Origin of the sequence: Sphingorhabdus sp. EL138 (assembly GCF_945890115.1) — a bacterium.
In the GTDB taxonomy this organism is placed as follows: Bacteria; Pseudomonadota; Alphaproteobacteria; order Sphingomonadales; family Sphingomonadaceae; genus Sphingorhabdus_B.
The window spans coordinates 18,242-41,977 of sequence record NZ_CAMDCK010000021.1 but is presented as its reverse complement, the minus strand read 5'-3'; the positions used below and the strand labels follow the sequence as shown (position 1 = coordinate 41,977).

The 23,736-nt window shown below is 57.5% G+C and carries 19 protein-coding genes and 1 pseudogene; 15 read left to right on the top strand and 5 right to left on the bottom strand.

The window, feature by feature from the left end:
- From Q0O07_RS10055 to fdhD, 7 genes and pseudogenes are all read left to right on the top strand, one after another.
- A pseudogene (locus Q0O07_RS10055) lies at nucleotides 1-327 on the top strand (S-(hydroxymethyl)glutathione dehydrogenase); the annotation flags it as partial.
- Nucleotides 328-738, top strand: a complete 411-nt coding sequence (locus Q0O07_RS10050; RefSeq protein ID WP_295493175.1) for an NAD(P)H-dependent oxidoreductase subunit E — start codon at nucleotides 328-330, stop codon at nucleotides 736-738.
- Entirely contained in the window at nucleotides 735-2,177 is a 1,443-nt protein-coding gene (locus tag Q0O07_RS10045; protein WP_295493172.1) for an NADH-ubiquinone oxidoreductase-F iron-sulfur binding region domain-containing protein, read from the top strand. The genes Q0O07_RS10050 and Q0O07_RS10045 overlap by 4 nt, the downstream gene beginning before the upstream one ends.
- Nucleotides 2,174-2,719 carry a molybdenum cofactor guanylyltransferase gene (locus tag Q0O07_RS10040; RefSeq protein WP_295493170.1) on the top strand — a complete coding sequence of 182 codons (546 nt, stop codon included), beginning with the start codon at nucleotides 2,174-2,176 and terminating at the stop codon, nucleotides 2,717-2,719. Before Q0O07_RS10045 ends, Q0O07_RS10040 begins: the two co-directional genes overlap by 4 nt.
- A gap of 8 nt (nucleotides 2,720-2,727) precedes the next feature.
- The gene (fdhF, locus tag Q0O07_RS10035; RefSeq protein WP_295493166.1) at nucleotides 2,728-5,586 is read left to right on the top strand and encodes a formate dehydrogenase subunit alpha; all 2,859 of its coding nucleotides are present in this window, start codon (nucleotides 2,728-2,730) and stop codon (nucleotides 5,584-5,586) included.
- The gene (locus Q0O07_RS10030; RefSeq protein ID WP_295493163.1) at nucleotides 5,583-5,795 is read left to right on the top strand and encodes a formate dehydrogenase subunit delta; all 213 of its coding nucleotides are present in this window, start codon (nucleotides 5,583-5,585) and stop codon (nucleotides 5,793-5,795) included. Before fdhF ends, Q0O07_RS10030 begins: the two co-directional genes overlap by 4 nt.
- Entirely contained in the window at nucleotides 5,785-6,585 is an 801-nt protein-coding gene (gene fdhD, locus Q0O07_RS10025; protein WP_295493159.1) for a formate dehydrogenase accessory sulfurtransferase FdhD, read from the top strand. Before Q0O07_RS10030 ends, fdhD begins: the two co-directional genes overlap by 11 nt.
- On the opposite strand, the gene Q0O07_RS10020 is transcribed toward fdhD, so the two are convergent.
- Nucleotides 6,533-7,447, bottom strand: coding sequence for a LysR substrate-binding domain-containing protein (locus Q0O07_RS10020; RefSeq protein ID WP_295493157.1), 915 nt, complete (start codon nucleotides 7,445-7,447; stop codon nucleotides 6,533-6,535). The two genes, fdhD and Q0O07_RS10020, sit on opposite strands and share 53 nt — an antisense overlap.
- A gap of 176 nt (nucleotides 7,448-7,623) precedes the next feature.
- Between Q0O07_RS10020 and Q0O07_RS10015 the strand changes: the two genes are divergently transcribed.
- Genes Q0O07_RS10015 through Q0O07_RS09980 form a run of 8 tightly spaced genes read left to right on the top strand, consistent with a single transcriptional unit; the run spans nucleotide 7,624 to nucleotide 17,409 of the window.
- Complete coding sequence (locus tag Q0O07_RS10015) at nucleotides 7,624-8,835, top strand: aromatic ring-hydroxylating dioxygenase subunit alpha (protein ID WP_295493154.1); 1,212 nt, start codon at nucleotides 7,624-7,626, stop codon at nucleotides 8,833-8,835.
- A complete protein-coding gene (locus tag Q0O07_RS10010) occupies nucleotides 8,804-10,081 on the top strand; it encodes a cystathionine gamma-synthase family protein (protein WP_295493151.1) in 1,278 nt (425 codons plus the stop codon). The genes Q0O07_RS10015 and Q0O07_RS10010 overlap by 32 nt, the downstream gene beginning before the upstream one ends.
- A complete protein-coding gene (locus Q0O07_RS10005; RefSeq protein ID WP_295493148.1) occupies nucleotides 10,081-11,544 on the top strand; it encodes an NAD(P)/FAD-dependent oxidoreductase in 1,464 nt (487 codons plus the stop codon). Before Q0O07_RS10010 ends, Q0O07_RS10005 begins: the two co-directional genes overlap by 1 nt.
- Nucleotides 11,541-12,677, top strand: coding sequence for an FAD-binding oxidoreductase (locus tag Q0O07_RS10000; protein WP_295493145.1), 1,137 nt, complete (start codon nucleotides 11,541-11,543; stop codon nucleotides 12,675-12,677). Before Q0O07_RS10005 ends, Q0O07_RS10000 begins: the two co-directional genes overlap by 4 nt.
- A complete protein-coding gene (locus Q0O07_RS09995) occupies nucleotides 12,674-13,930 on the top strand; it encodes a sarcosine oxidase subunit beta family protein (RefSeq protein WP_295493142.1) in 1,257 nt (418 codons plus the stop codon). The genes Q0O07_RS10000 and Q0O07_RS09995 overlap by 4 nt, the downstream gene beginning before the upstream one ends.
- A complete protein-coding gene (locus Q0O07_RS09990; RefSeq protein ID WP_295493139.1) occupies nucleotides 13,930-14,193 on the top strand; it encodes a sarcosine oxidase subunit delta in 264 nt (87 codons plus the stop codon). Before Q0O07_RS09995 ends, Q0O07_RS09990 begins: the two co-directional genes overlap by 1 nt.
- A complete protein-coding gene (locus Q0O07_RS09985) occupies nucleotides 14,190-16,925 on the top strand; it encodes a 2Fe-2S iron-sulfur cluster-binding protein (RefSeq protein ID WP_295493137.1) in 2,736 nt (911 codons plus the stop codon). The genes Q0O07_RS09990 and Q0O07_RS09985 overlap by 4 nt, the downstream gene beginning before the upstream one ends.
- Nucleotides 16,918-17,409 (top strand): hypothetical protein, encoded by a 492-nt coding sequence (locus Q0O07_RS09980; RefSeq protein WP_295493134.1) that lies wholly within the window; start codon nucleotides 16,918-16,920, stop codon nucleotides 17,407-17,409. The genes Q0O07_RS09985 and Q0O07_RS09980 overlap by 8 nt, the downstream gene beginning before the upstream one ends.
- A 179-nt stretch (nucleotides 17,410-17,588) precedes the next feature.
- On the opposite strand, the gene Q0O07_RS09975 is transcribed toward Q0O07_RS09980, so the two are convergent.
- The 4 genes from Q0O07_RS09975 to Q0O07_RS09960 form a co-directional block, all read right to left on the bottom strand.
- Nucleotides 17,589-18,932, bottom strand: a complete 1,344-nt coding sequence (locus Q0O07_RS09975; protein ID WP_295493130.1) for an FAD-dependent oxidoreductase — start codon at nucleotides 18,930-18,932, stop codon at nucleotides 17,589-17,591.
- A 765-nt stretch (nucleotides 18,933-19,697) separates the two neighbouring features.
- On the bottom strand, nucleotides 19,698-20,999 hold the full coding sequence (locus tag Q0O07_RS09970; RefSeq protein WP_295493128.1) for a dienelactone hydrolase: 1,302 nt from the start codon (nucleotides 20,997-20,999) through the stop codon (nucleotides 19,698-19,700).
- Complete coding sequence (locus tag Q0O07_RS09965; protein ID WP_295493125.1) at nucleotides 20,996-21,985, bottom strand: LysR family transcriptional regulator; 990 nt, start codon at nucleotides 21,983-21,985, stop codon at nucleotides 20,996-20,998. The genes Q0O07_RS09970 and Q0O07_RS09965 overlap by 4 nt, the downstream gene beginning before the upstream one ends.
- Nucleotides 21,986-22,124: 139 nt before the next feature.
- Nucleotides 22,125-23,711 carry a BCCT family transporter gene (locus Q0O07_RS09960; RefSeq protein ID WP_295493123.1) on the bottom strand — a complete coding sequence of 529 codons (1,587 nt, stop codon included), beginning with the start codon at nucleotides 23,709-23,711 and terminating at the stop codon, nucleotides 22,125-22,127.
- Nucleotides 23,712-23,736: the final 25 nt, after the last annotated feature.

Below are 23,736 nucleotides of genomic sequence, written 5' to 3'. Positions count from 1 at the left end.
GATGCCACGGGTAATACCGAGGTGATGCGCACCGCGTTGGAGGCCTGCCATCGCGGTTGGGGCACCAGCATCATCATTGGTGTGGCCGAGGCGGGCAAGGAAATCGCGACGCGTCCGTTCCAGTTGGTGACGGGCCGTAACTGGCGCGGCACGGCCTTTGGCGGGGCCAAGGGCCGCACCGATGTGCCCAAGATTGTCGACATGTATATGACTGGCAAGATCGAGATTGATCCGATGATCACCCATGTCATGGGTCTGGAAGAGATCAACAAAGCCTTCGAATTAATGCATGCGGGAACAAGCATCCGCAGCGTAGTGGTTTTCTAAATGGCGTCCATCGCTGACATTTTGGCCGAACATAAGGGCAGAGAAGGTCCGCTCCTGCCCATCTTGCACGATGTGCAAAAGCTGTTCGGCTATATCAGCGAGGATGCAATGCGCGAGATTGCCAGCGTACTGAACCTGACACGCGCCGAAGTTTATGGCGTCGTCAGCTTCTATCATGATTTCCGTAAAGAAGCCGAAGCCCGGCCCGTTTTGAAATTGTGCCGGGCCGAAGCCTGCAAAGCACGCGGCGTAGAGACCTTGGTCCCCATCGCCGATAGCCAAAGCCGCATAAAAGTGGAGGCGATTTATTGCCTGGGCTTATGCGCGGTTGGTCCATCTGCAATGGTTGGCGACACAGTCTATGCCCGTTTGGACAGTGCTAAGTTCAAAACATTATTGGAAGCCATGTGACCGTCCGGATATCTGACGATGCCGTGGCCATCGCGTGCGGGGCGGACGCGGTTGCGGCTGCGTTCATGGCCGCGGGCGTTGCCGTCGAGCGCGTTTCTAGCTGGGGTATGCAATGGCTAGAACCATTGGTGGATATCGATGGCGTCGGTTTTGGTCCGGTGTCAGCCGATCAGGTTGCGGATATAATCAACGGTAAAGCTTCGTCCTTGGGTCGCATCGCGGATCACCCCTTTATCGCTACCCAAACCCGCCTGACTTTTGCACGCGCGGGCAAAACCCGTCCGCTTTCACTCGACGATTATTACGCAACGGAAGGTTGGCTTGGGTTAGCAAAAGCGCGTGAAATGGGTGCCCAAGCGACCATCGATACGGTTATAGCGTCGGGGCTTCGCGGTCGCGGCGGCGCGGGTTTCCCTGCAGGCATAAAATGGCAAACCGTCGCGCGTGCCAACGGTAACCAAAAATACATCGTCTGTAATGCCGACGAAGGCGATAGCGCGACTTTTGCCGACCGCATGGTGATGGAGGGCGATCCCTTCATGCTGATTGAAGGCATGGCGATTGCCGGCTTCGCGGTCGGGGCAAACAAGGGCTATGTGTATATCCGCTCCGAATATCCGCACGCTATCGCCAAGATGGAAGCTGCTATCAAGCTTTCGGCCCATTTGGTTGCGCCATTTGTCGTCGAAGTCCGCGTCGGCGCAGGTGCATATGTGTGCGGCGAGGAAACATCGCTGCTCAACAGCCTTGAAGGCAAAAGGGGCGAAGTACGGGCCAAGCCGCCACTGCCCGCTTTGGAAGGCCTGTTTGGCAAACCCACCATCGTTAATAATGTGCTGACGCTTGCCGCTGTGCCATGGATATTGACGCATGGCGGTGACGCTTATGCCGCATATGGTGCGGGCCGATCCAAAGGCACGATGCCCATCCAGATTGCAGGCAACGTAAAGCATGGCGGCCTTTATGAAGTCGCCTTTGGCATCACACTGGGCGAATTGGTCAATGATATTGGCGGTGGCACAGCGAGTGGCCGTCCGGTGCGCTGTGTGCAAGTCGGGGGACCATTGGGCGCTTACTTGCCGCCTGCGCAATTTCATCTCCCGCTCGATTATGAAGCCTTTGCAGCTGCCGATGCGCTGGTTGGCCATGCCGGCATCACTGTGTTCGACGACACCGTCGACATGGCACAAATGGCGCGTTTTGCGATGGAATTTTGCGCCATTGAAAGCTGCGGAAAATGTACGCCTTGCCGCTTGGGCAGCACACGCGGCGTCGAGACGATTGACCAGATTATTGCAGGTAAAAATGTCGAGGCGAATCTCGCGCTGCTTGCCGATCTGTCTGAAACCATGAAATTTGGGTCACTCTGCGCTTTGGGTGGCTTCACACCTTATCCGGTCATGAGCGCCATCAAGCATTTTCCGGAGGATTTCCGGTGAGAAGGCTGGGGGCGATCATTGCCGGAGGTAAGGCAACCCGCTTTGGCAGTGACAAGGCCGCTGCGGTATTGAACGGTCGCCCGTTGATCGAACATGTGGCCGATGGGCTGCGCGACCAGGTTGATAAGCTCATTGTCGTCGGGCGCGCATGGCCGGGAATGGATTGGGTAGAAGACACCCCCTTTGCCGATATGGGGCCATTGGGCGGCCTGAATGCTGCTTTTCAATATGCGCTTCAAAACGGCTTTGATGAAATAGTGACCGCTGGCTGCGACGTCGTCCCTGTACCGGAATTGCCGCGCAATATGGCCGATGAACATGCCGTCTATATCGGCGGGCATTATCTGTTCGGCGTGTGGCCCGTTGCGCTTGCGCCTCTTCTTGACAGGCATTTGCGACATCAAGACGATCTTTCGATGCGACGCTGGATCACATTTAGTGGGGCGCAGGCCGTCGCATCTTCATCTGCTTTTCACAATTTGAACACGCCTTTGGAACTTGCGCAATATGCTGCGCAACAATCGCAAATAAGTATAAGGTAGGTAGAGACATGACATACCAGCCGCAAAAAGATTTCGGAACGCCGGAAAGTCGCTCGGACGAGGCGGTGTCGCTGACCATTGACGGCCGCAATGTCACTGTCCCTGCTGGCACCAGCGTCATGCGCGCAGCCGCCGAACAAGGCACCGCAATTCCCAAATTATGCGCAACGGACAGCGTCAAAAGCTATGGCTCATGCCGCTTATGTCTTGTCGAAATTGACGGCCGCAGGGGCACGCCCGCCAGCTGCACAACGCCTGTTGAACCGGGCATGGTTGTGCGCACGCAAACCCCGCAACTGGCGAAATTGCGCAAGGGCGTGATGGAGCTATATATTTCCGACCATCCGCTCGATTGCCTGACATGCGCCGCCAATGGCGATTGCGAATTGCAGGATCAGGCAGGGGCCGTTGGCTTACGCGATGTGCGTTATGATGTGCAGGAGACACATCTGGGGCAAGAAAAAGATCACTCCAACCCTTATTTCGATTTTGATCCCAGTAAGTGCATCGCCTGCTCCCGCTGCATCCGCGCCTGCGATGAAGTGCAAGGCACGCTTGCGCTCACCATGGAAGGCAGGGGTTGGGACTCCAAGATATCCGCAGGATTTGCCAGCGACAATTTCATGGGTTCGGAATGCGTTTCATGTGGTGCCTGTGTGCAAGCCTGCCCCACGGCGACGTTAGTCGAGAAAAAAGTTGTCGAGGTCGGCACACCCGAACGTAGTGTTGTTACGACCTGCGCTTATTGCGGCGTCGGCTGCACCTTCCGTGCCGAAATGCGCGGCGAGCAATTGGTCCGCATGGTTCCGTATAAAGACGGCAAAGCCAATCGCGGCCATAGCTGCGTCAAGGGCCGCTTTGCCTGGGGCTATGCCCAGCATCAGGAACGCATCCTGAAGCCTATGATCCGCAAGTCGATCAGTGACCCGTGGCGCGAGGTCGAATGGGACGAGGCCTTTGCCTATACCGCATCCGAATTGAAGCGGATTAGCGATACATATGGTCGCAATGCCCTTGGCGGCATCACGTCAAGCCGTTGCACCAATGAAGAAACCTTCCTTGTGCAAAAACTTGTGCGTGCTGGCTTCGGCAACAATAATGTCGATACCTGCGCGCGCGTATGCCATTCGCCGACCGGATATGGCCTCAAAACTACCTTTGGCACAAGCGCCGGAACGCAGGATTTTGATAGCGTCGAAGACAGCGATGTCATCTTGATCATTGGTGCAAATCCCACCGACGGTCACCCCGTTTTCGCCAGCCGGATGAAGCGCCGTTTGCGTGGACAAGACGGCCGCCCCGGGGCGAAGTTGATCGTTATCGATCCACGCCGCACCGATATTGTCCGTTCGCCGCATATTGAGGCGCAGCATCATCTGCCCTTACGCCCCGGCACCAATGTCGCCGTACTGACCGCGATGGCGCATGTGATTGTGACCGAGGGCCTAGCCGATGAAGCCTTCGTCCGCGAACGGTGCGATTGGGACGAATATAGCCATTGGGCCGAATTTGTTTCGCAAGCCCGTAACAGCCCCGAAAATCTGCAACCCGTAACATTGGTCGATGCAGACGAGCTGCGTGCAGCGGCGCGGCTTTATGCCACAGGCGGCAATGGCGCGATCTATTATGGCTTGGGCGTCACCGAACATTCGCAAGGCAGCTCAACCGTTATGGCAATCGCCAATTTGGCAATGGCAACGGGCAATATTGGTCGCAGGGGCGTTGGCGTAAACCCGCTTCGTGGCCAGAACAACGTCCAAGGCGCGTGCGATATGGGCAGCTTCCCGCACGAGCTTGCCGGCTATCGCCACATTAGCGACAGCAACGCGCGGTCCTTGTTCGAAAATGACTGGGGCGTGACGTTGGATCCGGAACCCGGCCTGCGCATTCCCAACATGCTCGACGCGGCAGTCGATGGCGTGTTCAAGGCGCTATATTGCCAAGGTGAGGATATCCTCCAGTCCGACCCGAACACCGCCCATGTGTCCGCAGGATTGGCGGCGATGGAATGTGTCATTGTCCATGATCTTTTCCTCAATGAAACCGCAAATTACGCGCATATCTTTCTACCGGGGTCGACCTTCTTGGAAAAGAACGGCACCTTCACCAATGCCGAACGCCGCATTCAACCCGTGCGCAAGGTGATGACCCCCATGAACGGCCTAGAGGATTGGGAAGTCACGCAAAAGCTGGCACAAGCAATGGGGCTGGATTGGAACTATAGCCACCCGTCGGAAATCATGGACGAAATCGCGCGACTGACGCCAACTTTTGCGGGCGTATCCTTCGCACGGTTGGATGAGGTGGGCTCGCTGCAATGGCCAGTGACAGAAGACGCGCCGGACGGATCACCCATCATGCACATTGATGGCTTTGTGCGCGGCAAGGGCAAATTTGTTGTAACCGATTATGTGCCAACAGATGAGAAAACCGGCCCGCGTTTCCCGTTATTACTGACCACGGGGCGGATATTGTCGCAATATAATGTCGGTGCGCAAACACGGCGGACCGAGAATGTCGCTTGGCATCCCGAGGATCTGCTCGAAATCCACCCCGTTGATGCCGAAGATCGCGGCGTTAAATCTGGGGATTGGGTGAAGCTGGCGAGCCGCGCGGGTGAAACCACGTTGCGCGCCGATGTGACCGACCGCGTGGCCCCAGGCGTTGTCTATACCACATTCCACCATGCGGTAACGCAGGCCAATGTTGTCACCACCGACTATAGCGACTGGGCAACCAATTGCCCCGAATATAAGGTCACGGCAGTTCAAATCAGCGCCTCCAACGGACCAACCGAGTGGCAGGAAGAATATGAAGCCTTGTCGGCCCGCTCCCGCCGCGTGGAAACGGGGATTGCCTCCGAATGAACAGTGTGGAGCGCCTCATCCACATGGCGAACCAGATTGCGACCAATCTGGCAACCGACGCTGCGCCCGCTGCGGCGGTCGCAGACCATATCCAGACATTCTGGGACCCGCGGATGAAAAAGATGATTTTTGCCCATGGGACAGATGGCCTGTCGCCAATTGCTGCGGCCGCCATAAGCTTGCTGGCCGACGCGCAAAATGGCGGTTGAACAAGGCGCAAAACCTATACGCTTTGCGGTGCTTAAACCCGATCATGGTTCCCCCGAAGCTATAGTCCGGGCCGTCATCTCCGAAGCGCCCATCGCGATTGAATATAATGGCATCGGCTATGCCGTGATGATGGCGACGCCGATTGATCTTGCCGACTATGCCGTGGGTTTCAGCCTGTCGGAAGGGTTGATTGAGCGCCCAGACGATATTCTGGCCCTTGACGTCCATCAGTCAGAATTGGGCTGGATATTGCGTATTCAGCTACCCCAGAAAAACGCCGAGAAAGTCGTTGCCCGCGCCCGTCAGCGTGTCTCGGAAAGCAGCTGCGGCCTGTGTGGCATGGACAATCTCGAAGAAGTCATGCGCCCTTTGCCGCCGGTAACGGCGCAGATTGCGGTCGCCGATGCGGCGATTTTTTTGGCGCTATCTGCATTGCGGTCGCATCAGACATTGAATGCCGATACGGGTGCTGCACATGCGGCGGCATTTTGCGCGCCCGACGGCGCTATCCTAATGACGCGCGAGGATGTTGGTCGTCATAATGCGCTCGACAAGTTAATTGGGGCACTGGCCCGTGCGGGCATCGATATCTCGGCTGGCTTCATCATCCTGACCGCGCGGTGCAGCCTTGAACTGGTGCAAAAGACGATCCTTGCAAACTGTCCCATGCTCGTGACGATTTCCGCTGCGACCGACTTGGCGATTCATATCGCGCAAAAAGCTGGCCTGCGCTTGATCAGTCTGGCGCGCGCGGATTCGGCGCTTGCCGCAATGCCCCAAAACGGCTGATCAACCAGCTTCGGAGCATCGAAATGGCGGGGTCAGCCAAATCATCGGCGTGCAGTTTCAAATAATAGCCATAGCCGTCTTCAATCACGGCGTCATAAGGCATCACAAGCCGCCCATCGGCAATTTCCTGCGCGAACATATCAATATCGCCCAAAAAGACGCCGTCGGCCGCCATAGCATATTGCGCAACGGCAATCGTGGTATCAAAGGCAAGACCACCATGCGTCGCAACAGCCAACTGACTTTGCCGGAGATAGGCCGTCCATAAAAGGTCGCGCGGCTCGCCATCCAGTTTCAGATGCAAAAGCTCTGCACTTTTCAAAAAATCCTCCAGTGACTTGCCCTGACCGCTGGCCGCTGTTGCCGGCGAACATAAAGGCGCGACGCGCACCATCCAGAGAAGATCGGTAATCCGGTCATCAACATTGGGCCGGTCATACACAATCGCCATGTCGAAATCGGTTGCGGGCAGCCCCGTCACATGCGCACTCGAGACATCGAGGCGCAGATCGGGATGTTCAACGTGAAAATCACGCAGCATCGGCAGGAACAATTGTTGCAGCAGCGAGGGCGGCACATGCAGTCGCAGCGAACGGCCAGTCACATCATCATCGCGAATGGAGTTCATCGTTTGCTCCAGTCGGTCGAGGCATTTGCTCACCACCGGCAACAATTCTTCGCCTGCCGCCGTAAGCGAAAGCCGCGACGCGTCGCGTACCAACAATTGCTTGCCCAATAGTTCCTCAAGTCCGCCAACATGACGGCTCATGGCACTTTGCGACACCGAAAGCGCCGACGCACCGCCGGTGAAGCTTAAATTCTGTCCTACCGCTTCAAATGCGCGCAGGGCATTTAACGGCAACCAGCGACGGTTAATGGTGCTACGATTGGATATGATATCGACCTTTCAAATGCGGGCAATTGGACGCCCGCGTTATTGCCCGACATTTTGACATAGGGCTATGCGAAAATGCGATTTTATTCGCTTCCATATCTGGCCCATTCGAAACGCTGAGGGTTTTGCATAAAGGTCAAGTCATGGATTTGAAGCGGATAAGCACGCTTTTTGAACAGCGTCGCGAAGGGCATACGTTACCGCAGGCTTTGTACATCGAGGCTGAAAGCTTTGATTTTGATATGGCCGCGATTTTTGGCCAAAGCTGGTTGATGGCTGGCATGGAATGCGAGCTGCCAAAAGCGGGCAGCTATGTCTCGATGATGGTCGGCAAATGGCCTGTGGTTATCACGCGCGATAAAGAAGGCACGATCCGTGCGTTTCATAATAGCTGCCGCCACCGTGGCTCCATGATTTGCGCGCCGGGCACTGGCACAACGCCAAAGCTGGTTTGCCCGTATCATCGTTGGACCTATGATCTCGACGGCTCCCTGTTCGCGGCAGGCCGGATGGAGAGCGATTTTGACAAAAGCGAACATGGCCTAAAGCCGATTGCCATTGAATGCATATCGGGAACGATTTTTATCTGCTTGTCGGATAGGCCGCCGCCAATTGACGACTTCCGTGCAAAACTGACCGAATATGCCGCGCCGCATAATCTGAAAGATGCAAAGCTAGCGTATGAAAGCGTTCTGGTCGAAAATGCCAATTGGAAACTGGTGATGGAAAATGGCCGGGAATGCTATCATTGCAGTACTGGTCATCCCGAATTGTCGAAGACATTCCCGGTGGGCATGTCGAAGCATTTTGACAGTGGCCATGATGCCCGCGTCATCGCGTTTGAAACCCAAATGGACGCGCTCGGCCTGCCACAAACCCCTGTTGAAGGGCATTACTGGCAAATCGCCCGTTTTGCATTGAACGAAGGCTGTGTTTCGATATCGAGTGATGGCCAGCATTTGTCCAAAAAGTTGATGTGCGAGGCCAATGACGGCGATATCGGTTCGATGCGCTGGGCGGTTGATCCGCATTGCTTTGTTCATTGCACGGCGGACCATGCTTTCATGTTCAGCGCCATGCCCGTTGGCCCCAATGAAACCCATGTGACGGGCAAATGGTATGTGCATAAGGATGCCGTAGAAGGCGTCGATTATGATGTCGAAAAGCTGATTGCATTGTGGACTATGACCAATTTGGAAGACAAGGCGCTGGCCGAAAACAATCAAATTGGCGTCAACAGCCTTGGCTACACACCCGGCCCTTATTCGCAAGAAGCTGAAATGCTCGCGCTGCGTTTTACCGACTATTATTGCGACAAGGCCCGTGAGTATATTGCGACTCATGGCAAAGGATAACATCAAGGGGTTGCGTCCCGAAACGCTCGCGGTCGCTTATGGCTATGACCCTGAAATGGGCATGGGATCGGTGAAGCCACCGATTTTCATGACATCTACCTTTGTCTATCCCACAGCGCAGCATGCCAAAAATGTCCATGAGGCGTATTTTGACGGCACGGGGCCATTGGTCGGCGAAACCAACCATATTTATTCCCGGCTTGGCCATCCCGGATTGGATTTTCTGGAAAAGCGTCTGGCCGCCATTGACGGTGCAGAAGAGGCGGTTGCTTATTCCAGCGGCATGGCCGCGCACTCGAGCATCGCGCTTGCGTATGTCCGCCCCGGCGACAGCATATTGCACGGCCGCCCTATCTATGGCGGGGTCGACATGCTTTACAATGGCATCATGCCGCAATTCGGGTCGCATGCCGCCGCATATCTTGATGGTACGGACGAGGTCGATGTGCGCGCAGCGGCGCAAGCAGCAATGGCCAAGGGCCCGCTCAAGCTTATTATCGCAGAAACGCCCGCAAACCCGACCGCAGCCTTGGTTGACCTTGACCTGATGGTGCGGATTGCCGACGAGATTGGGGAGCAGCAGGGGCACCGCCCGCTTGTGGTCGTTGACAACACTTTGCTGGGTCCATTTGCGCAACGGCCCATTGCGCATGGGGTTGACCTATGCATGACGTCGCTCACCAAATATTGCGGTGGACATAGTGACTTACTGGCTGGCGGGATTACAGGTCGTAAAGAGTTGGTTGAACATTTGCGTATGCAACGCACGACTTGGGGCAATCATCTTGACCCCTATACCGCGTGGCTGGTCCTGCGTTCACTTGAATCGGTAGCCGTGCGCACCGAACGCGCGATGGAAAATGCGCGCGGCGTCGCAAAGTTTTTGCGCAGTCATCCTAAGGTCGCGGACGTGACTTATCTCGGCTTCCTTGAAGAAGGCAGCCGCGCCCGCGCGGTATATGATCGGCAGTGCAACGCCGCCGGATCAACCTTCTCCTTCCACCTGCATGGCGGTGAGGCAGAGGCGTTCCGGATGTTGGATCAACTCAAACTGATGAAATTGGCGGTCAGCCTTGGCGGGTCAGAAACATTGATCTGCCATTCGGCGAGCACAACGCATTATGCAGTCGCACAGGAAAAGCGATTGGAAGGCGGGATAACCGATGGCACGATGCGGCTATCGGTCGGGTTGGAACATGTTGACGATTTGATCGGCGATTTGAAACAGGCATTGGAAGCAGTTTGATGGATCTGAACTTTACCGGAACCGATGTGTGCGCCGTTAATGGCACACGAAGCGCGCCCGAAGCAAAATATGACCTTGTTGTCATTGGCGCCGGACCAAGCGGCATTGCCGCGGCTATCGAAGGCGCGGCCAGCGGCGCATCTGTGCTTCTGGTGGATGAAAATCCCGTGTCTGGCGGGCTGATGGGCAATGATACGCCGCTCTATTTCGGTGGCCGCATGACGGCCGCGACGCAGAATGCAGACCGAATGCTCGAAGCGATTTTCATGAGCATGCCGGATCTTGAAAAGGCGATGGAAGCGGGCGTTGAACTGCTGCTCGGTACCACCGCCTGGGGCGTATATCGCAACGGGCCCGGCGTGCAGAGCTTGCCAGAGCAAGTTGTTGGTCTTGCCGATGCGGAACGGTCTTGGTTGGTCGGCTTTGACCGGATTGTGCTCGCCACGGGCGCCCGCGACTTGGCCATTGCCTTTCCCGGCTGGAACCAGCCCGGTGTGATGGGAGCCGCCGCCTTGCAGATGTTGTTGTCGCGTTATGGCGCCTTTTCTGGACGGCGGATTGTCGTTTTGGGGTCGCATGACCTCGCGCTCGAAACTGCGCTTTTGGCGCTGGAGCATGGGTTGGATGTCGCCGCTCTGGTGGAGGTGCGCGATACCCCGCAAGGCGATGCTGCGCTCCTCGAAAAAATTACGTCGGCGGGCATTGCCATATTTTATGGGCAAAGCATCGCGGCAAGCAAAGGCGGGCTGGATGGGATTGAATCCATCACCTTGACCGACGGCACACAGATTGCGTGCGACACCGTTTGCGTCGCCATTGGCCTTATCCCCTCAATTGAGCTGGTTGATGCCATGCATGGCCCAAGGGCGCTGAACGCGGCGCGCGGTGGATATATTCCGGCGGGAGAACCAAATGTAACGGCTGTGGGTCTGTGCGCTGGCTTGCCCGACACGGGTTTTGACCATGTCGCCTATCGGATGGATTGGGTGCGTGCGGCGCTGCGCGTCAACGCGCCCGATACAATCATCTGCCAATGTGAAGACGTAACACTGGCGGACCTGATCGGTATTCAGCCGCCCAACTATTTGCCGCGCCCCGCGACGCTTCAGGCCCGCTCGCTCGACACGCTGCTCAACGATGGCCCGGCCAATCCGGATCAGATCAAGCGGCTGACGCGCTCTGGCATGGGTGTGTGTCAGGGCCGTCGCTGTCGCGATCAGGTGGCGATGATGCTGGCCATTGAATCGAATAAGCCATTTGGCACTATTCCGCTCGCAACGCATCGCGCCCCCGTGCGTCCCCTGCCGCTGAAGATTTTGGCAGAATGGGATGAGCCTGCGGCCATGGATGCGGCCTGGGATGTCTGGTTCGGCATTCCAACCCAATGGGTGCCGGTCGAAGATATTGGCACAGAATATCAGGATGCGCATCGCGAGATGCTCTACACGGGGATGTATACATGAGCGGCTCTGAAGTAGTCATAGTCGGCGGTGGCGTCACTGGTCTCAGCGCAGGCTGGTGGCTGGCGCGTTCGGGTGTGAAGGTCACCGTGCTCGAAAAGTTCATCGTCGGCTGGGAAGCGTCTGGACGCAATGGCGGCGGCGCGTCACATTATTCCAGCCCCTTGTTCGATGAAGAACAAAGGCTTTGGCCGCAAATGGATGAGCTACTCGGTTATCCGACGGAACATCAAAAAGGCCGCATCCTGATTGCGATGACGGAACGTCAATGGGACCAATATCGGTTTATTGCCGAACGCCACACCCGCCTCAACCACCCTGTCGAGGTGCTTGACGTCAAGCAAGTGCAAGAGGCCGTTCCGCTGGCGGGCGACAACAGCTTTGGCGGCGTGCATTATAAATTTGGCGGTCATGCCAACCCGCAACGCACGGTTCAGGCTTATGCTTGGGCGTTGCAAGATCTGGGTGGCACAATCATTCAGCACAGCCCAGTCACGGGGTTTGAAACCGCTGGTGGCAAGGTCACATCGGTGAAGACGGCCAATGCCACTTATGGCTGTGATGCGGTTGTGGTCGCGGCTGGACCGCAAATCCCGCAGTTGATGGCGCAATTGGGCGTCGATGTCCCGCTCGCTGCTGCACGCGCGGAAATGATCATTACAGAGCCTGCCCCCATGATGCCGCTGGGCGGCGTCGATGGACATAAGATTTATGGTCGCCAGACGTTGCGCGGCAACCTTGCTTATGGTGGCGGGCCGCATGAATGGCTGGATGTGGATGCGACAGGCCCCGCTGCCCGTCCATCGACGCCGCTGGCGCGCAATCTGGCAAAGCGTTTGGCCGAACTATTGCCTAAGGCCGCGCATCTGAACGTCATCCGTAGCTGGGCAGGTGTGATTGAGAACTCACCCGATGGCCGCCCGATCATTGATCGGCTCACCAGCCCCGACAATGTCGTCGTCGCCTCTATGTCCAGCGTCGGCTTTGGCCTGTCGCCGGCATCAGGCCATGCGATCCGCGATCTCGTGATCGACGGCGCGTGTTCCTTTACCAATATCGACCTTCTCAAACTGTCGCGCTTTGACGGTCTTGAAAAGGATTGGCGTGAAAAGCGTGGGTGGATGCCCATCGCATGAGCCGATATTCCGCCTTCAGCCTGTTGCGCGGCGCTCTTACCGGGCAGCGCCACTGGCAACCAGCATGGCGTGACCCAGAACCCAAATCGCATTATGATATCATCATAATCGGCGGTGGCGGTCATGGGTTGGCGACGGCATATTATTTAGCCAAGGTGCATGGTCTGAAGAATATTGCCGTTCTGGAAAAAGGCTGGATTGGTGGCGGCAATACGGGCCGCAATACGACGATTGTGCGGTCCAATTATCGGCTTGAGCCTCTGCATAATCTCTTCGAATTTGGCCTGAAGCTGTGGCACGGCCTGAGCGATGAGTTGAATTACAATGTGATGTTCAGCCCGCGTGGCGCGATGTTCCTTGGTCATAGCGACGCCGATATGGTCAAGCTGGCGGAACGCGGCGACGCCATGCGCTGCGACGGGATTGATGCTGATCTATTAAGCCGGGATCAGGTGGCAAAGCTTGAGCCTTTGCTCGATATGTCGCGCGACGCGCGCTTTCCCATTCAAGGTGGCCTGATCCAGCGCCGTGGCGGCACCGCGCGGCATGATGCCGTCGCCTGGGGCTATGCGCGGGGCGCGGACAGTCTGGGCGTCGATATCATTCAAAAATGCGAAGTCACAGGCTTTGTGCGTGATGGCGACGGCGTAGTGGGCGTGGAGACCACGCGCGGACGTATTGGCGCGGGGCGCGTCGGCATTTGCGTTGCAGGCAATAGCGGCCATGTCGCGGGCCTTGCAGGCCTAAAACTGCCGATTGAATCCCAAACCCTGCAAGCCATGGTGACCGAAGGTGTCAAGCCGATGATCAACAGCGTGATCATGTCGCAATCCTTGCATTGCTATATCAGCCAATCGGACAAGGGCGGCGTCGTCTTTGGCGGCGACCCGGATAATTGGCCAAGCTATGCCCAGCGCGGCCACCCGATGGTGATGGAAGGCGCGGTGGCGCAAGGTCTGGCGCTCGTGCCCGCTTTGTCCCGCCTGCGCATGGTGCGGACGTGGAGCGGCGTTACCGATATGAGTTTTGATGGCGCGCCCATCATTGGTGAAACGCCGATGCGCAACCTCTTCCTCAACGGTGGCTGGTGCTATGGCGGGTTCAAGGCAACGCCAGCGTCCGGTTGGACCTACGCCCATACGCTTGCCACTGGAAAGCCGCATGCGCTGAACGCGCCTTTCTCACTCGACCGCTTTGAACGCGGCGCAACCATTGATGAAACGGGGAGCGGCCCGATGCCGAATAGCCGCTAATGATGCGCATTCCATGCCCCCATTGCGGCCCACGGGCGCAATCAGAATTCATTTATGAGCGCACGGTCGATTCCGTCGTGCCGCTGGATGCGCCATCACAAGAGGCCATGACCAAGCTCTTCACCCGCAATAATCCGCGCGGCGTGGATGAGGAAATCTGGCGGCATACTTATGGCTGCCGGGCATGGATGGTTTTGACGCGCCACCGCGTCACGAATGAAATTTCCGAGTGCCGCGCTATCGGGCCGGAGGCGTTGCCATGACCACCTTCCGCTTTGATGGTACAACCTATACCGCGCAGGCAGGCGACACGCTGGCGGCAGCATTGTTGCGCAACGGCATTGGCCTTGTCGGCCGCAGTTTCAAATATCACCGCCCCCGCGGCATCATGACCGCAGGCGTTGAAGAGCCAAATGCGCTCGTCACCGTCGGCGAAGGCGGCAGGGCCGAGCCCAACACGCGCGCCACCGATGTGTTCGTCTATGAAGGCCTTGTCGCCAAAAGCCAGAACCGCTGGCCAAATTTGTCGTTCGATGTCGGGGCGGTTTTGGGCCTTGCTGCGCCAGCTTTGTCAGCCGGATTTTATTATAAGACCTTTTTTGGTTCGGCCAAAAAATGGATGTTCTACGAATATTTCATCCGCAAAGCAGCTGGCCTTGGCAATGCACCCACCCTGGCGGACCCCGACCGTTTCAGCCAGCGTGCCGCCTTTTGTGATGTCTTGGTCGTCGGCGCTGGCCCCGCAGGTATGCAGGCGGCGCTCGACGCTGCCGAAAGCGGCAAGCGCGTCATCTTGGTCGAACAAGACAATATCCTCGCCCCGTCCTTGCTGCGTGATCGCCAAGAACAGGATGCAGATTGGATCAACGCGACCGCCGAACGCATCCGCGCCGCAGGGGGCGTCATCCTCACGCGCACCACGGCCTCTGGCTATTGGGAACATGATCTTGTTACCTTAACCCAGCGCATATCGGAGCCGGGGCAAATTCCCGCGCAGGGCGTTGCGCAACGTTTATGGCATGTCCGCGCTGGCCAAGTCATTCTCGCCACCGGAAGCATTGAGCGGCCCATGGCCTTTGCCCATAATGACCGCCCCGGTGTCATGCTGTCACAAGCTGTGCGGACATATGTCCACCGCTTCGGCGTCGTTCCCGGCAAGCGCGTCGTGATCGCCACCAACAATGACGATGCTTATAAAAGCGCGCAGGCGCTAAAAGACGCAGGCGCGCACATTGTTGCTATCCTCGACGCACGGCCAGCCCCTGCCGGTGCAAACAGCGGGCATCGCGTCTATAATGACGCCGTTCCGCTTTCGACCAAAGGCGCACGGCATTGCCTGAAAAGCGTAAGCGCGCTGGTCGATGGTAAGGCGATGGACTGGGATGCTGATCTGCTGGCCGTGTCCGGCGGATTTACCCCTGTCGTGCACCTGCACATGCAAGCGGGCGGGACGCTTGACTGGAATGAGGATGCGCAAGCCTTCATCCCCGCCAGTTCGCGTCAGAATGTGACGACCATCGGCGGGGCCGCAGAGCCGCAAGCGATATTCCAAATGGTGCCCGTTTCCAGCCCCAAGAAAAGCTTCATCGATTTTCAAAATGATGTGACGCTGGCGGATGTCGATTTGGCGTGGGCCGAGGGCTATCGTTCGGTCGAGCATCTCAAGCGCTACACCACTTTGGGCATGGCCACTGATCAGGGCAAGCTGAGCAATATGGCCGCTTTGGGGCGCTTGGCCGAAAAGCAGGGCGTCGCCATTCCCGAAGCCGGTTTGACCACATTCCGTCCGCCTTATACGCCCGTCACTATGGGCTTGATCGCAGGCGCAAGCGCGAAAGATGCGGGCGCGCATGTCCGTCGCCTGGCCTTATATGATCTGCATGCGGCAAAAAACCCGATCTGGCAGCCATTGGGTTATTGGTTCCGCCCGCGCGCGTATCCAACCGGCGGCGAGACATTGGCGCAAGCCGCGCTGCGAGAGGCAAAGGCCGTGCGCAACAATGTTGGCATGACCGACGTATCTACGCTCGCCAAATTTGAAGTCAGCGGCCCCGATGCGGCGGCATTTCTGGAGATCATCTGCGCCACGACCGTCAACAAGCTGGCCGTCGGGCGCGGACGCTACACCTTCATGCTGCGTGAGGACGGCTTTGTCTTTGATGACGGCACCGTGTGGCGGCTGGACAAGAACCGCTATCTGCTCACCAGCTCCACCGGCGGCGCGGACCGCATGGCGACGCATATCTCTTATGTCCGCCAATTTCTGTGTCCGCATTTGCGCGTATCTGCCGTCAATGTGCAGGAACATTATGCTGGTATTGCCGTCGCCGGGCCACAGGCAAAAGCGGTGCTCGCCACGTTAATCGGTGAAGAACCACCGCGCCACATGTCGACCGTTCCGGCGGCAATCGCGGGCGTTCCGGTCATCATCTTGGCCGCCAGCTATAGCGGCGAACGCGCCTTTGAAATCTATGTCGATGCCAGCCAAGCAGAAGCCGTCTGGGCCGCCTGCGAGGCGCAAGTGAACGAAGCAGGCGGCGCGTTATACGGGCTGGAGGCGATGGAGTTTCTGCGCATTGAAAAGGGGCATTTGGTCGTCGGCGGCGAAGTCGATGGGCGCATGACGCCCCATGATCTGGCGCTCGACAAAATGCTTAACAAGGCGGGTGGATATATTGGCGCATCGGGCCTTGCCCGCCCCGCCTTGTCCGAAGCCGGACGGCGGCAATTGGTCGGTTTGGAGGCGATTGCAGGCGACATTCCCGAAGGCGCGATGCTGATCCCCAGCGAAGGCGCATCACCGCAGGGCCATGTCAGCGCGGCGGCTTTCCGCATCATCGCGGGCGGGTCTGTTGCGCTGGGTCAATTGACCGACGGCTTTTCGCGACATGGCGAAATTCTCATCGCCTCGTCCCCCACACGCGGGCAACAGGCGCGGGTGCGCGTTGTGGCCCCGCATTTCTATGATGCCGCAGGGGAGCGTTATCGTGACTGAACTGACAATCTCCACCCTGCCCGCCGCCCCGCTGCATGTGCTTGAAATCTGGAGCAACGCAGCTTCTGTCGCCAAACGCTTCAAAGCTGCGATGGGCTTTGCACTACCCGCGACCGGACGGTCAGGCGGCAACGATGCGCTACGCCTGATCCGTTTTGAACCCACGGTCTGGCTGGTCGAGGGCGATACGTCGGCACTATCCGGCATATTATCCGACGGCGGCGCGGTAACGGCCATCGGCGGCGGCATCGTCCGCCTCCGCCTGTCAGGCAGAGGCTGGCGCACGCTCCTGATGGAAGGCGGCGTATTCGACGCCGAAAGCCCAACTTTCGCCGCAGGATGCAGCGCAGCGACAATCATCGACCATGTCAACGTCCGCCTGCACGTGGTCGATGAAACCACCTGCGTCGCCTATGTGCCCTTAAGCTTCAGTCAGGGCCTGCTGCACTTTTGGGAGCAAGCCGCGGAGAGTTTGGTAGGGTAGGTTTGGTTTGTCGGATCTCGTAAATAGTTGCCCTTCGTTTAGTAGATAAACGAACGGCAGTTACCGACGTCGGAACATTGTTGTCTGTATCGCCGGAATGTGGTGCCAAGCATCACATAGGCATCAGAACAAAAATCTGCCCAAGCATCTGCGCTCAATGTCTATTCTATCGATCATTCTCAATTTTTGTCGACCGAAAATGACTTCAAGGCCGGGGCGTAATCGGACAGAGCCTCACCGCCTATGCCCCTGACGCCACGGGCAGTAAGGGCAGCGATAATTTCGGCAGGATCAAGCGCTTGAACAGCGCGCTTTTGTGTGTGGGCGATCGACGCCCCGATACCCGCCGCCTCACCCATCGCCATGCATTGGGGCATGCCGCGAACCGAGGCAAAGGCGGCAGGGTCGGCGCAGACCAGCCGCCCGGCGAACAGCAGATTTTCGATTTCGCGCGGCACCATCGCCTGGAAGGGAATGGTGTAATAGCTACCCTGCGCCACAATCGAGTCATGCGTCATGGCGGAGTCGCTTCGCATTACATCGTCGATTGGATTGTCGCAGCAGACGATCCCATCCGCAAACTTGGTAGCCGCCACAAGCTCCCGGGCAAGGATACGACGCACTGCCTCAAGCTTCCGAGTTTCGCGCACCCCGATGGTCGGGCCTAGTTCGCTTATCCGGGCGTGCTCAAAGCCCGGCACGCAGTCGATAAGAAACTTCGCCAACTGATGGCAGCGCCGCCGACCTTCCTGCGTTGCCGTTGCCACCTGCTGCGGATCGGTTCCGTCCACCCCGCGGATATGGACGGAGTTGCAGAAGACCGTATCCCGGTGAAATCCGCGCATCAGGTAAAGCTTGGCAAGATCGGGGTGCAACCGGCCCTCGGCAATGCCGCGCGCGGCCTCTTTGGTAAAATAGGGATCATCACTGGCGAAGACCTGTTCCCAAGGCGCATTGAGCATCGAGAAGGACAATGTCACGCCCATCATGTTTCCGCGCTCGTCGCCGAGTGCGAAGGGTACGCCAGCCTTGGCGGATATGTCACCATCGCCCGAGCAATCGATCACAATGTCTGGCGCGATAGTCAGCGGCCCGGTCCGGTCATAGCAATCTACCGCCACGATGCGCTGGCCGTCCAACACGGGAGATCCCGCGAAAGTGTTAAGATGAACAGTGACGCCCGCATCCTCCAGCATCTGGAACATGGCGAACACGGCCGCTTCGTGGTCGTAGATCACTTCGGCACCGAAATTCTCGAGCGTGGACGGCCGGACCTCGGCCAAGGGCGGTTGCATGTTGCAAAGCATATTTGTCAATGTGTCGAAGATGCCGCCGATGCTCCGGCCTATCGGGAACCCGCCGCCCCAAGGCATTCCAGGACAGAAAGACATAACTCCACCGATCTTGCTGGTTCCCTCAATCAACCGGACTCGGGCGCCTTGACTAGCCGCCGCGCAGGCAGCGCCAAACCCAGCAGTGCCGCCGCCGACAACGAGGACATCGGTAGATATATTCCGCTGCATAATTATTTGACCATCCTTTCGACCGCAGGCAGCATTATCAGCGTGTTGAATGCAGCCGCGACACGCGCGCAGGTTGCGACAACTTTATGGTTGCACAGCAGCAAAGTCTTGTCTTGCAACGCGCCTGCCGCTCCGCCGCTGTGCAGCCAGCCAAATCGGTCTTCGTATAAATGCTCGGTCTCCTCTTAGCGCCTTTCTGGCGCAGCGCAATGTCGCGTGCAAGTGCAAGTGCAAGTGCAAGTGCAAGTGCAAGTGCCGTACGCAGTGCATTGGCGCAAGGTCGATTGTGGTCAGTCCATGTTATTAGCAAGGCGTTGCGCGCGCGTCCGCTTATTGGACGATTTACCTACGAATCATTTGGCTAGTTGTGGGCGCAAGGCTGTCACGAGAAGGGCTTTGGAGCGAACGACCGTAATTGGGTCGTGTCCAGAACGTCTGCTTCTGGTGATTGTTCGTTGTAGTGGCCCATCCTTTGTACCGCCCCGGCGTCGCGTCACTGTCAGATCAGTCATCGCCGAACTTGACAGCCAAATGCGGCTTAGAATATTCCCCGTTCAGACAAGCATCTCTCCCGCCGCAATGCTATAGGTAATTTTATTGCGCGCACGCCATTTTGCGCAAACTGGTCATGGTGCGATTTGGGTGTGAACTTGCAAGCAATTCTGCGGGTTTTGGGGGCCTCCTTTGCGGCGGGCGGGCTTTGTGCATATCCACCCTGCCGCAAAAAAGTCTGGCTCTTTGACGCCCGACGGAGCGACCCTATCGTTACTTCGCCGCTTCCTGATGCTGCAAGGTCATCCCTTGTGCATGGCGGCGTTGGAAGCCCTTCCATAATGTCACGCCTTCGCCGCCCGGGCTATATGCGCCCCATGCTGTTCCGGCAGGCGCATTCCATTGCCCGTCATCCGAATTTTCAACGGCCACATTCAGATAGGCCGCCTTGCTGTCGTCTTTTCGCAGATGCACGGCCAGAAACGCAGTGATGAAATGCAGGTTGATGGCGTTAATCCGGTCCTGCCGCCAGATCGGGTCTTCAAACCAGTCGATATCCCAGACGGTCCCGCGCATTTCGGACGGTGCAGGGTTAAGGGCAATCGAATGGCCAGCCTGCTTATAGGTCAGCAAAGTGCGATCACTGTTTACAGCGCCACCAAAGACCGCAAGCCCGCCGGTTTTATAGTCAACAGTCGCGTCGCTATCGCCATGGATTAACAGCAAAGGCGCGGTGAGTGCGGCAAGACCTTCTGCGCCCCATGCGCTGCGTGGCGCGCCGCCCGCCGGTGCCAGCGCCACAATGGCCTTCACGCCTTTTAACGCCATGGCATCGGCCTGCGCCCGCCCCCGCGCAAATGCCTTAAGTGATCCGCCCGCGACCAGTTCCATATTCGGCCCCGCCGGATCCAGCGATGCCCCGCCAGCGGTGAGCACGCCATAGCCGCCTTGTGAATAGCCAATCAGCGCCACATTATCCGCCTCGATAAGTTCGCCCAAAGCAGAGCGCAGTTCGCCTGCAACAAAAACGATGTCGCGCGGTCGGTTGAAATTGGGCGCGGCGCGGGTGCTGGGCGACACGACATAAGGGTTGGGGTCATTGTGATGGATCGCCGCAACGACATAGCCTTTGGACGCCAAATTTTCGGTCAACCACGTCATCATGGCGGGATTATTGCTATAGCCATGGCTGATGATCACCAATGGATGCTTGCCGCCTGCGGCCTTCGCGTCGGCCACAGCCATGCCCTTTTGCGAGAAGTTTACCGGCGGGAACGGTGGTTCGGCCCACAGGCTTCCGCGATAGATAACGGGCTTTGCGCCATTTTTGACCGTTGCGGGGTACCAGATATCCACCCGCAAATTGCGATCAACAAGCGGAACTTCGGTACCGCCGGAAGCCCCATTTTCGACATCCGGCTGATTTTGATGAGTCAACAGCACAGACCGGTAACCAACCTTATTTGGGCCCGATGTCGCAAGTTCCGGCGCGTCAACGCCGGGGATACTCGGTACGCCTGCGTGGACGGGTGGGGCGAGCAGGGCAAGGCCCGCAAGCAAGATGCTGCGGATCATGCCATCATCTCCGCGCCGTCGAGCGTTGGAGAGGGCCATGACAATTGTTCGGCCATCCATGGATATTCGGCAATCAGCGGCGGGAAGGTTTTTTCCTGCAAAACCTGCTGACATAAAGCCGCGGTGCGCTGCGGAATATCGCCCAGTTCATCCATCCGCGCCACAACCTGAATCGCGCGGGAAAAGCGCCCACGCGTCATCGGTTCGGCGCGCAGTTCGGGCAGTAGCTCCGGCACAGCCGCCAAGCACACTGGCGTTGTGATGGTCCATCCGATGCCTGCGGCAACCAATGCCAATTGCTGATGCGACGATTCCACTTCGACCATCTGCGGCAGTTTCAACTTCATCCGGACAATCTGGCGTTCGATTTGCTGCCCTGTACCCGTCAGGCGGGAAAAACGGATGAACGGCAAGGATGATGGCACGCCGTTTATGTCCAATGGTTCGCGAAAATCTCTCGGGAAAACCATGATGAAGCTTTCCTCGAACACAGGGTGCAGTTCCACCGTGTCGCGATGTTCAAGGCTGAAGCTGCCGGTGACCATCATGTCGATGTCCCGCGCCAGAAATTCGCCTTGATGCTCCAGCGATATGCCTGAGCGGATGTTCCATCGGTCTGCCCGCGGCCCCAGATGTTGAAGAATGGGCGCGGTAAGTTCATTGGCCAAGCTGAAAGACATTGCAACCGTGACGCTCGAAATCGGCAGGTTTGCGCCTTCGCGGACCTCATCATAGGCAAGGCGGGCATGGGCGATCAGCTTGTGACCGCGCGCAAACAGCGATTTTCCGCTTGCCGTTAAGCCCAATGGGCGCATTGTGCGATCAAATAAGGACGCGCCAATACCCGTTTCCAGCCGAGCAATCGTTTGCGAAACCGCCGATTGCGTGACCTGCAGATGCGCGGCGCATTGCGACATGCCGCCAAGTTCAACGGTCATGATGAACACTTCCAACGCGTGCAGATCAAATTCCTGTGGCAATTTCATACAACAGCCCCTTCAAGCGCTCAGGCATAGCGTCGGTTAATATTACCTGCGCTAATGGCTATTCGAGACTTTACGTAATAATGCCATGCATTTTCGACATAGACGGATTATGCTTTAGCAGCGTTGCATGCTTGCATCACTATACCGGGTCATCCGCACTAACCGGACGCCGATGCAAAGCCAGCAACCCTTTTAATGTGCCAACGCACATGCCTAGCAAGATGAAGGCCAAGGGCAATCCCGTTGCGATGGCCCCTGCCTGCAGCGAGGTCAGACCGCCATTGAGGAGGAGAAGGACGCCGATACCGCCAACCGCGACTAACCAAATTGTCTTTTGCCGCAGCAGCGTATCGGTGCGTCCACCCGCTGTCATCGTATCGATGACCAAAGTACCCGAATCCCAACCTGTCACGAAAAAGATTAGGATGAGAGCAATCGCCACAAAGGACGTGAGCTGCGCCCAAGGTAACGCACCCAGCAGCACAAATAATTGCGTGTCGAGCGATGCTTTAGCCAAGTCCGCACCATTGCCAGCAACGATCTGCGCGATGCTGGCATCACCAAAAATAGTCAGCCACAATATGCCAAGCAAGCTTGGCGAAATCATAGCCCCGGCAATAAATTCACGCACCGTGCGGCCCAATGAAATACGCGCCATAAACATGCCGACAAAGGGGGCCCAGCTCATCCACCATGCCCAATAATAGACCGACCAATCGTTGTAAAAACCCGTGTCCGTGCGCCCAACGGGGTTGGATAAGGCCGGGAGCAGTTTGAGATAGTTGTAAATATTGCTGGCAAGGTCGCTAAGCAGTTGCAGCGTGGAGCCCGTGGTCAAAACAAAGATCAACAACGCAAAGGCGACCCACATGTTCACTTCGCTCAAAATCCGGATGCCACGATCAATGCCGCCCCGGATCGACAGAAAGGTGACGCCCGCCATCACGAGGATCAGCGCCAATATCGTCAGAGACGAGCTGGTCACGTCATATAGATAGGCAATCCCTGCCATTGCTTGTTGCGCGCCAAGGCCAAGAGACGTCGCCAGCCCAAAGATTGTAGCGAGGACTGCCAAGACCTCCAAAACATCGCCTGTGCGGCCCCAAACAGCCTTGCCGAACAAGGGGTAGAATGCAGACCGCATGGAGAGCGGCATGTTGAAGTTAAAGTTGAATAAAGCGAGCGCCAGGCCAGTTACGGCGAAAATCGCCCAAGGGTGCAGCGCCCAGTCAAAGATAGTCGCCGCCATTGCGATGCTGCGTGCAGCAGCAGCATCACCCACGGCGCCTCCCAATGGCGCGGCAGGGCCGCCGGCCATGGCCGAGGTGAAATGGGTTACCGGTTCGCCAACGCCATAAAAGACAAGGCCGATGCCCATGCCAGCGCCAAACAACATCGCAAACCAAGACAGCCGCGAATAATCGGGCGTGGCGCCTTTGCCGCCTAAGCGGATTTTACCCAGCGGCGACACCGCCACAACAACACAAAACAGCAAAAGCAGGTTCCCCGACGTCATGAAGAACCAGTCGAAATGGGAAACGGCACCACTGCGCAAAGCGGCGAACAGGTCCGTCGACGCTTTGGGCGCTATCAGGCTGAATAATATGACCGCGAAGGAAATGAACGCCGTGGGCAAGAAGACAGCGGGGTTGATGTGCATCCCGCCCCAATTGCGATTGAACTGGCCGTAATTGCCCAGATCTATTGCTTTATCCCAATCTGCCATTGAACCCTCCCCCAAAGGTGCGATG